This window comes from Bacillus sp. OV322 (assembly GCF_900112495.1).
Lineage (GTDB): Bacteria > Bacillota > Bacilli > Bacillales > DSM-1321 > Peribacillus.
Genome location: NZ_FOMA01000007.1, coordinates 174437 through 187118, shown reverse-complemented (window position 1 = coordinate 187118; position 12682 = coordinate 174437). Strand labels below are relative to the sequence as shown.

The following is a 12682-nucleotide window of genomic DNA, read 5'->3' as shown; positions in this document are numbered from 1 at the left end:
ATGGAGGGTAAACACATCAGTGTTTCCCCTTTCGTTTTTATCCAGATAGTTTAGCAGACGTGAAGCGGGCGCTTTGATATGCACCCCCGATATAGCAGGATACTGCAGCAAGGAGAAAGGAGGAGAATAGTTGCGCCACTTTGACTATTTAAATGCAAAAAATGAGGACAGTATCTTTTTTCAAAAGCCTGTCCGGTTTTCAAAAGACAGCGAGAAGGAATTGCTTGCACAAGGATTGGGAGCTACTTTATATATGCCTGGAACCAGGCCGAATATAAGCGGGGAAATCACGGCGAAAAAGTATGATGGTCTTGTATCCATGGCACTCTGCCTGGAGGACGCGATTGGAGATCATGAGGTGGAGGTTGCTGAAATGAATATTATCACGCACCTTCAGCAGCTATATATGAATATCGAAAAAGGACTTTTTAAATATGAAGACCTTCCGCTGATCTTCATCCGTGTAAGAAATGAGGAACAAATGAGAAATGTTGCCGGGCATCTTGGCAGTTCCATTAAGGTACTCAGCGGCTTTATTTTTCCGAAATTCAATCCTGAAAATGGCCAGGGCTATATCCAGGGCCTGCTTGATATAAATGAGGCATATGGTCTGCAGCTCTACGGGATGCCGATTCTTGAGTCGGAAGATATAATCTATAAAGAGACAAGAATTTCTTCTTTGATGAAAATCAAGGAATTGCTGGATCAAAATTATGGCCGGATCCTGAATGTGAGAATGGGTGCAACTGACTTCTGCGGTTTATATGGAATCAGAAGGGGCAGCGATACGACCATTTATGATATATCTGTTGTCCGTGACTGCATTGCCGATATCGTGAATGTATTTGCCAGAAGCGAAAAAGAATATGTGGTCTCTGGCCCTGTCTGGGAGTATTTCCTTACAACTGAGAGGGTCATGAAGCCTCAGCTCAGGCAAACTCCCTTTAGAAACAGCAGGGGTACAGAAGGCTTGATGATCCGTGAAAATATTCTGAATCATTATTTGGACGGGCTGATTAAGGAAGTGCTTCTGGATAAAACGAATGGGCTGACCGGCAAGACAATAATTCATCCAACACATATTTTGCCTGTCCACAGCTTCAGCGTCGTTTCTTTTGAAGAGTATTTAGATGCTATGAGCATTATGGAAAGTGCAGCTGGAAATTCTGGTGTAAAAAAAAGCCAATTCTCCAACAAAATGAATGAAATGAAGCCGCATTTTAATTGGGCTAATAAAATTTTGACAAAAGCCAGAGCATACGGGGTGTACCATGAACAAAGTTCCTACATCGACTTACTTGCAAAACAAGAATCCATACACATTTAATATTCTTGATTCACTAAGTATCAAACTTACTGTTACGGAAAATCCGTACCACCTTCCGCTGGAAGTTCTATTTGACATGGCGGCCAGAAAAAATAAAAAAAGAGGGTTTTTATTTGTCAGCAAGGTCCTCGGCAAACATATTCCGGTTAAACCAGCTGCTTCTTTACTAAGCGGAGGCATGCTGGCCATGAGGTATATGGAGGAGGTTCATGGCGTGTCATGCAGTAAGCGCGAAAATATCATTGACCGCCTGATTTCCGGACAGGGAGAGAGAGAGGCCTATCTTTCCATGCTGAAGGAGCCCTTTCAGCTGTCTGATGAAACTCTATTTATCGGATTTGCTGAAACGGCTACGGCACTTGGACACAATATGTTCGAATTTTTTGATAATGCCGCGTTCGTTCATACTACAAGAGAAAATATCCGGGAATTAGAGTCGATTATAAACTTTGAGGAAGAACACTCCCATGCTACCTCACAGGCATGCTACTGCAGGGAAGAGCTACTGCAAAGGGGCGGCCCTATTGTACTTGTTGATGATGAAATCACAACAGGCAATACTGCCCTCAACATTATCAAAGCGATCCAGCAAAGCTTTCCGAGAAAAGAGTATACAGTAGCTTCACTGCTCGACTGGAGATCAGAAGATAATAAAAAAAGGTACGAAGAGCTTGAGAAAGAGCTTGGAATCACAATCAAGACAGTTACTTTGCTGGCCGGGGAAATTGAAGTGCAAGGAAATCCTGTTGAAGATGAAGGGGCTTATCTATACGTAAAGGATGAACGGGCGGCTGATCCGCAGGTTAATAGGATCAGTTTATCTTCAATCAGCAAAAAGATACAAGATCTCCCTCTTACATTTATCAGCAGCAAGGGGGAAGCGGCACATGTGCTTTACTCTGGGATGACTGGCCGATTCAGCGGTCTTTTGTCTGAAAATAATGCAGATATCGATTCATTTTGCAGGATGGCTGGCGAAAGGCTTCTTCAAACCCGGACAGAAGGAAAAGCGTTATGCCTTGGAACAGGGGAATTTATGTATCTGCCAATGAAAATTGCAGATTATATGGGCGATAATCTTTTCTATCAATCTACAACAAGAAGCCCCATTCACCGTGTTAACAAGACTGGATACGCTGTAAAAAGCGGTTTTGCTTTCCCGTGCCCGGAAGATGACTGTATCATGAATTATTTCTATAATATTGAGTACAAGCAGTATGCAGATATTTTTTTGTTTCTTGAGAGAGCAATTGACGAAGAAAAACTGGCTCCATTACTGGAGTGCCTTAAGCAGATCGGCCCGGAAACCATTACCTTAGTAACTGTTAATTGAGTGCAAGTGCAAAAGAGAGGAGCGCAGCCATGCAAGTAAAAAGCCTTAATAAATTAACGCCCATGGGCAGTTATCCAAAAGATGATGTTACGTTTTTATTGAAGGATTTAAGCAATGTTATGGAGGAACAGGAAACCGAAGACCGTGAAAAAGCCATTCAGTCTGGCATCCATTATTCAGAAATGCTTCCGGTTGAGTATCAGCCTACGTCTCAGTATATGGAGCTGTTTTGGAAGTCTCTTAATGATTATTCCCGAAAACTCGCAGTTTCTGTTGGGGTTGTGGCGGAAGAAATTTTTGAAAAAAAAGGAGACCGGATCGTCCTTGTATCTCTCGCAAGGGCAGGAACGCCTATAGGAATTTTAATTAAGCGCTATTTGGCATATGTGCATGGTCTTGATTTGCCGCACTACAGTGTGTCCATTATCCGCGGAAAGGGTATTGATGAGAATGCAATAGCTTATATTGCCAGACATCATGGCACAGAAGGCATTCAATTTGTAGACGGCTGGACAGGCAAGGGTGCCATCACGACTGAGCTAAAAGGTGCATGCCGCAAGCTTCAGAATGATTTTGGTTTTTCCATAGATGACAGCCTGGCTGTATTGGCTGACCCTGGGTATTGTGCGGAAATATTCGGGACAAGAGAGGATTTCCTGATTCCAAGCGCTTGCCTGAATTCTACGGTTTCCGGACTGGTCAGCCGGACTGTTCATAATGCAGCCTACATTAAAGATCATGATTTTCACGGAGCAAAGTATTATCATCACCTTGAAAAAGGGGATGTTTCAAATGAATTCATTCGGGTGATTACAGATGAATTTCAGTATGTGAAAGACGAAGTGAAAAGCCAGCTGGAAGAGCTGAGAAAAAGCGATTCAGAATTATCCTGGAGCGGACTGGAAGCAATCAAGGAAATTCAGGAAAGGTTTCAAATCCGGGATATCAATCATATTAAACCTGGCGTTGGAGAGACAACACGCGTATTGCTGCGGAGAGTGCCCTGGAAAATTCTTGTAAGGGACCGCAATGATGAACGCCTCAAGCATATCCTGCTGCTTGCGGAGGATAGGGATGTGCCTGTTGAGGAATATAAAAATATGGCATATGCATGCTGCGGATTAATTAAGATGGTGGGAGATCAAATATGATTTTTGCAAGTGACCTGGACCAGACTTTAATTTATTCTAAACGTTCAGCAAGAGTAGGACTTAATGAAAAATGGCCAGATATCATATTGGCGGAAACGCTTGAAGAACGGGAAATTTCCTATATGACCAATGAAGCAGCAGCACTATTAAAGAAAGTAAATGGCATGATGACATTCCTGCCCGTCACTACTAGAACCATTGAACAATATAAGAGAATATTTTTCATATCAGAGGTTATTCAGCCAAAAGCAGCAGTCACCAGCAATGGAGGAAACATTCTGATTGATGGAAAAGCGGATGAAGAGTGGAAACGCAGAATTGCTGGAAGATTGATTGGAGAATCTTCGCCAAAGGAAGATATACAAAAAGAGTTCAGCAGGATTTCGCATAGCAATTGGATTATTGAAGAACGGACGGCGGATGATTTGTTTCATTATTATCTTATTCAGCAAGATCTTGCGCCGAGAGATGAAATTGAGCAATTTAAAAAAGCGGCAGCTGTAATGGGATGGAATTTATCCCTTCAAGGCCGGAAGCTTTACTTTGTTCCTCAATGTGTAAACAAATGGGAAGCAGTGGCATATTTAAAAGATCTTTTTAGAGAAGATGTCATTGCCGCTTCGGGCGACTCTATGCTTGACTTATGCATGCTTGAAGCTGCAGATTATGCTATTGCTCCTTGTCATGGAGAGCTTAACATCATGACGGATTCCCCGGCAGAACCCCTGCTAAGAACTGAACAAAAAGGGATAAAAGCGGCCGAGGAAATCTTGACACATGTATTGAAGGTTTACGAAGAGCATAAAATGAATAAACATGGAGCATCCATTTCCTGAGGGAAATGAAATTTTTACAGCACAAGAAGGTGTCCTCTTTGATTAATTTATTGAAAAAACAGCCGAATTTAGATGACCGCAATATACTGAGTTCAAGTGATGCCTGCAAAGAATGGGGCATTGAAGCTTCAACCTTGAGAAGAAGAATCAATGACTTTCCGTATGGGACAGTCAGGAAGTTCGGAACCTCCTGGGTTGTTACCCGGGAAGGGATGTACGCGGTGTTTGGCGAAAAAAGAACCAATAGAAACTTTTATTCTTGGAACCAAAAACGGGATCAGCTATGAGCTGATCCCATTTTTTTTAAGTCTTTTCCACACTTTATCCACATGTTCCCCATCTGCGCCTTCCGATGCAAGGAGCTTCCGCATTTTGATCAGGATAGGAATTCGGATGGGTTTAACCCTAGTTCCCTGCAGATTTCAGCTACGACTCTTTGTTCATTCGGATCAAAATGGCCGTCTGCATAGCCGATAGCTATGCAGTAACGTGCGACCAGTCTGGCGATTTCCGGTTTCGACCGCACACGCCCAAGAGCTTTAAAGGCTTCTGCCCTTCCGACAATTTGATCACGTTCCATGCGCTGCACGAAAAGATTGAATGCCTGGATTACCTTATTGGTATCAAATACACGCAATTCATCACTTTGATTAACGAACTCTGTCATCTTCTGGCGTTCTGAAGGGTCAAGCCGGCCATCTGCCATGGCTACCAGAGCGCATGCTGCTACAACTGCATCCATGACATCCTGGCTTTTAAAGCGTTTGAATACTTCCTGGGCTTTTCGTTTCTGCTGATTAGCCCACTCCATATAATCCGTTTGATTAGGTGACCAAGAGTTTCCGCAGCTGCTGCAGGTGAACTTCAGCTGCTTTTTTCCGATAAATCCGCCAAGCAAGCCGACTGGTCCTAGAATCAGTCCTCCGATTGCAGCTTTTCCAAGTCCAAATCCTTTTTCACCAGTTCGGACATTCGACGAATGGCAGCGCGGGCAGTGAATCTCCTCTCCGCTATAAGTCTGCTGGGCTGCATAGGACTGCTGCATAGGCGGATTATAGGCAGGGCTGTGAGATGACATAGCCGGTGTCTGCTGCTGGAATTGTCCGTTGTTATATGGCGGCGGCTGCTGCTGGAAGTAAGGCTGTGCGGCTGGAGCTGGCTCATCATCCACGGTAATTCCAAAATTTCTGCACAATGCCGCAAGCCCGCCTTGAAAACCGCTGGCAATTGCGTTGAATTTCCATTCTCCATTATGTCTGTACAATTCAGCTGCAACAATGGCTGTTTCAACAGTGAATTCCCTGCCAAGGTTGAAACGCAATAATTCCTCGTTGGATTGTTCATTGAAGATACGCACATATGCATTGGATACCTGGCCGAAATTCTGCTGTTTCATTTGCGCATCATGTATGGTAATAGTAAATGAGATTCGATGAACAGATTGCGGGACCCTTGTTAAATCAATCCTGATTTGTTCATCATCTTGAACTCCAGCCCCGCTTCTATTATCACCGCTGTAAAGGACTGATCCATTTCCTCCGGATGGGTTATTGTAAAATACAAAATCTGAATCCGAACTCACTTTTCCAGAGGGGCCGGTAAGAAATGCAGAAGCGTCCAAATCAAAGTGTCCGCCGTGCTGGCTTACATCCCACCCTAAACCTGCAACTACATGTTGAAGACCTGGATTGGTTTTTGTTAAATCAACTTTTTGACCTTTGCTCAGGGTTACTCCCATAAACGAAATCCACTCCTTATCTACTGTAATTTTAATTGTTGATTTTTCAGCATAAATACTTTATGCGTGAAAAACTATTTATCTGCGAATATATTGATTTATGTATAGTCAAAGCCGTTGTTGTATCTTAACTTTAACATAAGAAAAGTAAAAAAAAGAAATATAAGTATTGTTATTTCTGATGATTTTTAATAAAGGCTGTTTTCTTAAACTTTGCAGCTAACAAGGCGGCTGATTTCCGCTTACGGATGCTCACTTGCCGCTGGGCGGGCGGTGAGCATCTTCAGCTGTTCCTGTGGGATTCCTGCACCTCTACAGGCAAAAATGACCGTGCCTGTCATTCAGAATTACATTAAGATAGGCGATACGGTCAAATTTCTTTTTTTGCAGAAGTTATTGTTCTATAAGACAAGGTGATTTATAATTCAAAATATAATGAAAATTATAAAAAGGAGGGAGAGATTTAGTAAGAAGAGCCAGGAAACTATATTTCACGAAAGGCAGGCATTTAAATGAAAGCGCTTAAATCAATTGTGCTATGGGGAATTATTTCGGCAATAGGAGCCATCAGTTTTGGATATATGGCTCTTAAAAGAGGAGAAAGCATTAATGCAATTTGGATTTTGACTGCTGCAGTTTGTGTATATGCGATTGCTTACCGCTTTTATAGTAAATTTATTTCACAAAAGGTATTTCAGCTGGATGACAGCCGCATTACTCCTTCAGAAGCCAATAATGACGGCAAAGACTATGTACCTACTAATAAGTGGGTTTTATTTGGGCATCACTTTGCTGCAATTGCCGGAGCGGGACCTCTCGTTGGACCGATTCTTGCGGCCCAGATGGGTTATCTGCCCGGAACGCTGTGGATTATCGTAGGTGTTGTGCTGGCAGGAGCTGTCCAGGACTTTGTTATCCTTTTTGCCTCGATGCGCCGAAACGGAAAGTCACTTGGTGAAATTATTAAAGAAGAGGTAGGCACTGTAACTGGCGTTATTGCAAGTATCGGGATTTTAGGCATCATGGTCATTTTATTGGCAGTCCTTGCGCTGGTAGTCGTAAAGGCGCTGGCTGGAAGTCCATGGGGGATGTTCACGATTGCAGCGACCATTCCGATTGCCCTCTTCATGGGCATTTATATGCGCTATATCCGGCCGGGAAGGGTAGGCGAAGGTTCGGTAATCGGCATTATTTTACTGATGCTTGCCCTCTATTTCGGACAATATGTCTCCCAGCACCCCGCATGGGCAGAAGCATTTACATTTAAAGGGGAAACAATTGCAATCATGATGATTGCATATGGATTTATAGCGTCTGTCCTGCCAGTATGGCTGCTGCTGGCGCCAAGGGATTACTTGAGCACATTTTTAAAGGTAGGGACAATACTTGCACTCGCCTTAGGGATCATTATTGTTGCACCAAATCTGGAAATGCCGGCAGTCACAGATTTTGTTAATGGTACCGGTCCTGTATTTTCAGGCAATCTCTTTCCCTTTTTATTCATAACCATTGCCTGCGGATCTGTTTCAGGGTTTCATTCGCTGGTAGCATCCGGCACCACGCCTAAAATGATAGAACGCGAATCCCATGCTCGTGCTATCGGATATGGTGCGATGCTGACAGAGTCTTTCGTTGCAGTCATGGCAATGATCGCTGCATGCGTGCTTACTCCAGGGGTCTACTTTGCAATAAACAGCCCGGCAGCCGTAATAGGAACAGACGCCGCACAAGCAGCTGCAGCTATTGCAAAATGGGGGTATACTATTACCCCTGATATGCTGACAGGACTTGCTGATAAAGTTGGCGAACAATCCATTTTATCCCGTACCGGAGGAGCGCCAACGCTGGCCATCGGCATGGCGTTAATCTTCTCAAAGGTCATTGGCGGAAATGCACTTATGGCCTTTTGGTATCACTTTGCCATTCTGTTTGAGGCTTTATTCATCTTAACGACGATTGATGCCGGCACCAGGGTGGGACGGTTCATGATCCAGGATTTAATGGGAACAGTTTATAAGCCATTCGCTAAGACGGATGCCTGGGTGCCTAATATTATTGCTACGGCATTGTGTGTATTACTTTGGGGATATTTCCTTTACCAGGGGGTCATTGATCCGCTCGGGGGAATTAACACATTATGGCCGCTGTTTGGAATCGCCAATCAAATGCTTGCAGGCATTGCCCTCATTCTGGGAACGAGCATTCTATTTAAAATGGGTAAAAAAACCTATACGTGGATTACCCTTGTTCCGACAACATGGCTGCTTGTGGTAACGATGACGGCTGGCTGGCAAAAACTTTTTCACAGCAATCCGAAAATTGGATTTTTATCACATGCCAAAATATTTAAAAACGCATTGGATGGGGGAGGAGTGCTTGCACCTGCTGCAACGAAAACTCAAATGCGGCAGATTCTTGTGAATGATTATGTGGATGCAGCTCTTTGCGGCATTTTTATGATTGTGGTGCTGGCTGTTTTATTATCTGCCATCCGGCTATGGATTAAAATTATTTCTAATCAAAAAGTCACTCTGCAGGAAACGGTTTTTACCCGCCGGGCTTGACAGGAGGAGAGGATCCATGATTAAGAAACTAGCGGTAATTTGGAGTTATCGTAAACAGTTTATTAGTTTGCTTGCAGGTGTTCCTTGCTACGAACAATATGTGGAGCATATGAAACACCATCATCCTGATGAAAAGCCGGCCAGCAGAAAAGAATTTTTTTGCGAAGCACAGGAAGCGCGGTTTAATGCAAAAGGCGGAAAAATATCAAGATGCTGCTGATCTGCAAAAAATGCTTTAAGAGCCTGTCTAAAGGGCTTTTAAAGCATTTTTTTAATTTATTAAAAAAATCTGAATAGTTCGAACTGATCAGATTGGTTGAAAGGTGTGTGATTTAAATGTTAAGGTTTTAGAGTATCTTACCCAGCCCTCATAAAAATAATCCTGTAATTCTCTATGATTTACTCCTCTGCTTTTATCCATTTGCTCAATGAATCACAAATTGGATGCCTTTTTACATTCATCGGCTTTTAACAAAGTTACGGAGAATAAAAATTGGCAAAAGGCACATTCTTTTTAATAAGACTGTCCTTTTTTATTTCATTTTCATGAACCTGCCGAGGTTTTTAGCTATAGGAGCTGTTGTTGAAAAAATTAATGAACGAGGTGAGCTAGTGAACCCTAATGTAATTGTAAAGGACGTATCAAAAATATTTGGGAAAAATCCAAAAGCGGCTGTTGAGCTTTTGAAAAAAGGATACTCCAAAAAGGATATCCTGAAAGAAACGGGCCAGACAGTCGGAGTCAATAAAGCTAATTTTGAAATCTATCCGGGTGAAATATTCGTCATCATGGGCTTGTCTGGAAGCGGGAAATCAACACTGATCCGGATGTTTAACAGGCTTATAGCGCCGACGTATGGAGAAATTCACATTGATGGGGAAGATATCGTCAAAATGAGCCCGGCACGGCTTAGGGAAGTAAGGCAGAAGAAAATCAGTATGGTTTTTCAGAATTTTGCCCTATTTCCTCATAAAACAATTCTAGAGAATACAGAGTATGGCCTGGAAATACAAAAAGTTCCTCCTGCTGATCGTGAAAAGAAAGCGATGCAGGCACTGGAAGTTGTGGGTCTAAAAGGTTATGAACATCAGCTTCCTTCACAGCTGAGCGGAGGCATGCAGCAAAGGGTAGGACTTGCACGGGCCCTGGCGAGTGATACAGATATTTTATTAATGGACGAAGCATTCAGTGCCCTGGATCCGCTTATTCGCAAGGACATGCAGGATGAACTTCTCGAGATCCAGGAAAATCTGAAGAAGACCATTATTTTTATTACACATGATTTAGATGAGGCTCTAAGGATTGGTGACAGAATCGCCCTTATGAGGGATGGAAGTGTTATTCAGCTTGGGACTCCTGAAGAAATCATGATGAATCCTGCCAACGAATACGTTGAACGTTTTGTAGAAGATGTGGATATCTCTAAGGTCCTTACCGCTTCGCATATTATGAAAAGACCTGAAAAAATTTCTGCGGACAGGGGCCCTCGTGTTGCTCTTCAAATTATGAGAGACCAGGGATTTTCAAGCATTTTTGTGGTAGACCGCAAAAAACGTCTTCTCGGTGCGTTGAGTGCTGAACAGGCAAAGCAGGCAATCGACCAGAACCTTCCCATCAGCGAGGTTATGACCACGGATGTTCCGGTTGTGGGAGAGCAAGTGGTGATTGCAGATTTATTAGATGATATGGCTACGGCTAATCTTCCTTTATCTGTGGTAGATGAAGAAAACCGACTTAAAGGAATCATTATCCGCGGTGCCGTAATCGGTGCATTATCAGGTAACAAAGACTCCTTGAATGATTTGGGGGCGGAGTAAATGAATATTCCTAAAATTCCTTTAGGTTCTTGGATTGATACATTGGTTGATTGGATTACGATTACATTTGATCCTATTTTCAGTGCCATATCGAATTTTATACAAGGTGTACTGGATGTATTTATACAGGTGCTTGGAGCAGGTCCTTCCTTTGTTCTGATTCTGCTTCTCACGATATTGGTGACCTATACATGCAGATGGCCGCTGGGACTGTTTACATTAGTCAGTTTATGGCTGATTGACAATTTGGGTTATTGGGATGCTACGGTTCAGACACTGGCTCTCGTGCTTTCTGCGGGGATTATCACCATACTGATAGGTATACCAATCGGAATTTGGGCTGCCCAAAATGATACAGTGAAGAAAATTGTTACACCTGTACTTGATTTCATGCAGACTATGCCTGCATTTGTTTATTTAATTCCTTCCATTTTGTTTTTTGGAATCGGAGTGGTTCCTGGAATTATTGCTTCTGTGATTTTTGCAGTAGCCCCTACCATCCGTTTGACCAATCTGGGTATCCGCGAGGTTCCGAAAGACTTGATTGAGGCTTCTGAGGCATTTGGTTCTACTGCAGGACAAAAGCTTTATAAAGTACAGCTGCCTTTGGCCATGCCGACTATCCTTGCTGGCGTAAACCAAAGCATCATGCTTTCTCTATCAATGGTTGTTATTGCATCATTGGTTGGGGCACCTGGGCTTGGAGCAGAAGTATATCGTGCAGTATCCCAAATAAAAGTGGGAACAGGATTTGAAGCAGGATTATCCATTGTTATTATTGCTGTCATTTTAGACAGGGTTTCACAGAATTTGAGAAATCCGGCTTATGAGAAGATTGTAAAGAAAAAAGTGGTTTACAGCGTGTATGCCGCCCTAGTCATCATTACGGCAATTTACTTTGTCGCTGCAAATGCTGCTGCTCCTGATAAGACGTCAAGCGGAGATGCGGGAGATCAGGTAAATCATCAGATTATTGGGATTGATCCTGGCGCAGGCATCATGAAATCTACTAAAAAGGCTATGAAAGATTACGGGCTGAATGACTGGAACCTTGTTGAAGGATCTTCAGCAGCAATGACGGCTCAGCTGAAAAAGGCTTATGAAAAGAAAGAGCCGATTATTGTAACCGGATGGACACCGCATTGGATGTTCCAAAAGTACAAGCTGAAATATCTGTCCGATCCTAAAGGTTCGTATGGCAAAGGAGAATCCATCCATACCATAATCAGAAAAGGATTAAAAGAGGATGCTCCAGGTGCTGTTTCAACGCTTGATAAATTCTACTGGAAACCGTCAGATATGGAAGAAGTGATGGCGGATGTCCAAAAAGGAACGGAACCGGAAAAAGCTGCTGCCAAATGGATTTCTTCACATGGTGATCAGGTGAAAAAGTGGACAGCAGGTGCACAAAAAGGCAATGGGCAAAAAATCAGTCTTGTTTACGTTGCTTGGGAGTCTGAAGTTGCCAGCACCAATGTAATCGGTAAAGTGCTTAAGGATCAAGGATACGATGTGTCGCTTAAGCAGGTTGAAATAGGGCCGATGTTTGCTGGAATTGCCAATAAAAGTGCTGATGCAATGGTTGCAGCATGGCTGCCGACCACAACAGCAGATTATTATAAAGAGTACAAGTCCGACATTGTTGACTTGGGTCCTAACTTAAAAGGGACAAAGCTTGGCTTAACTGTTCCGCAGTATATGAAAATTAATTCAATTGAAGATTTAAAAAAGAAATAATCAACAAAAGGCATTCTCTTCGGAGGATGCCTTTTGTTAATTCTGCTGTTTCTAAACTTGGTTGAACAAGTGTCTTCAGGATGCCATCCCGCTAATCACCTTTCTCTCCAATCGACCTCAATGTGATCCCCTCACAGAATTGATGAAAAAACAACAAACTATAAGAAAAGAGTCTTTA

At 42.9% G+C, this 12682-nt stretch carries 10 protein-coding genes; 9 read left to right on the top strand and 1 reads right to left on the bottom strand.

Annotated features, from left to right (window positions below; all coding sequences use genetic code 11):
* The first annotated feature begins 130 nt into the window (after positions 1-130).
* The 5 genes from BM126_RS17930 (at position 131) to BM126_RS17910 (ending at position 4934) form a co-directional block, all read left to right on the top strand.
* A complete protein-coding gene (locus tag BM126_RS17930; RefSeq protein WP_090990792.1) occupies positions 131-1327 on the top strand; it encodes an HpcH/HpaI aldolase/citrate lyase family protein in 1197 nt (398 codons plus the stop codon).
* 76 nt (positions 1328-1403) lie between these two features.
* On the top strand, positions 1404-2660 hold the full coding sequence (locus BM126_RS17925; protein ID WP_256213170.1) for a phosphoribosyltransferase family protein: 1257 nt from the start codon (positions 1404-1406) through the stop codon (positions 2658-2660).
* A gap of 29 nt (positions 2661-2689) precedes the next feature.
* Entirely contained in the window at positions 2690-3811 is a 1122-nt protein-coding gene (locus BM126_RS17920; protein ID WP_090990790.1) for a cysteine protease StiP family protein, read from the top strand.
* Complete coding sequence (locus BM126_RS17915; protein WP_090990789.1) at positions 3808-4647, top strand: HAD family hydrolase; 840 nt, start codon at positions 3808-3810, stop codon at positions 4645-4647. The genes BM126_RS17920 and BM126_RS17915 overlap by 4 nt, the downstream gene beginning before the upstream one ends.
* A 38-nt stretch (positions 4648-4685) precedes the next feature.
* Complete coding sequence (locus BM126_RS17910) at positions 4686-4934, top strand: helix-turn-helix domain-containing protein (protein WP_170846210.1); 249 nt, start codon at positions 4686-4688, stop codon at positions 4932-4934.
* An 89-nt stretch (positions 4935-5023) separates the two neighbouring features.
* Here the strand turns inward: BM126_RS17910 and BM126_RS23165 are convergent, their stop codons facing one another.
* A complete protein-coding gene (locus BM126_RS23165; protein WP_090990788.1) occupies positions 5024-6385 on the bottom strand; it encodes a TerD family protein in 1362 nt (453 codons plus the stop codon).
* A gap of 512 nt (positions 6386-6897) precedes the next feature.
* Between BM126_RS23165 and BM126_RS17900 the strand changes: the two genes are divergently transcribed.
* The 4 genes from BM126_RS17900 (at position 6898) to BM126_RS23160 (ending at position 12504) form a co-directional block, all read left to right on the top strand.
* Positions 6898-8949: a carbon starvation CstA family protein gene (locus BM126_RS17900; protein WP_090990787.1), complete on the top strand. Its 2052-nt coding sequence runs from the start codon at positions 6898-6900 to the stop codon at positions 8947-8949.
* 16 nt (positions 8950-8965) lie between these two features.
* The gene (locus tag BM126_RS17895) at positions 8966-9169 is read left to right on the top strand and encodes a YbdD/YjiX family protein (RefSeq protein ID WP_090990786.1); all 204 of its coding nucleotides are present in this window, start codon (positions 8966-8968) and stop codon (positions 9167-9169) included.
* A 392-nt stretch (positions 9170-9561) separates the two neighbouring features.
* A complete protein-coding gene (locus BM126_RS17890; RefSeq protein ID WP_090990891.1) occupies positions 9562-10767 on the top strand; it encodes a quaternary amine ABC transporter ATP-binding protein in 1206 nt (401 codons plus the stop codon).
* The gene (locus BM126_RS23160; protein WP_090990785.1) at positions 10768-12504 is read left to right on the top strand and encodes a glycine betaine ABC transporter substrate-binding protein; all 1737 of its coding nucleotides are present in this window, start codon (positions 10768-10770) and stop codon (positions 12502-12504) included.
* The last annotated feature ends 178 nt before the right edge of the window (positions 12505-12682 follow it).

Excerpts from the sequence above, each read along its gene's own strand:
- BM126_RS17925 (WP_256213170.1), top strand. The coding sequence starts at position 1,404 with ATGGCGGCCAGAAAAAATAAAAAAAGAGGGTTTTTATTTGTCAGCAAG.
- BM126_RS17920 (WP_090990790.1), top strand. The coding sequence starts at position 2,690 with ATGCAAGTAAAAAGCCTTAATAAATTAACGCCCATGGGCAGTTATCCA.
- BM126_RS17915 (WP_090990789.1), top strand. The coding sequence starts at position 3,808 with ATGATTTTTGCAAGTGACCTGGACCAGACTTTAATTTATTCTAAACGT.
- BM126_RS23165 (WP_090990788.1), bottom strand. The coding sequence starts at position 6,385 with ATGGGAGTAACCCTGAGCAAAGGTCAAAAAGTTGATTTAACAAAAACC.
- BM126_RS17900 (WP_090990787.1), top strand. The coding sequence starts at position 6,898 with ATGAAAGCGCTTAAATCAATTGTGCTATGGGGAATTATTTCGGCAATA.
- BM126_RS17895 (WP_090990786.1), top strand. The coding sequence starts at position 8,966 with ATGATTAAGAAACTAGCGGTAATTTGGAGTTATCGTAAACAGTTTATT.
- BM126_RS23160 (WP_090990785.1), top strand. The coding sequence starts at position 10,768 with ATGAATATTCCTAAAATTCCTTTAGGTTCTTGGATTGATACATTGGTT.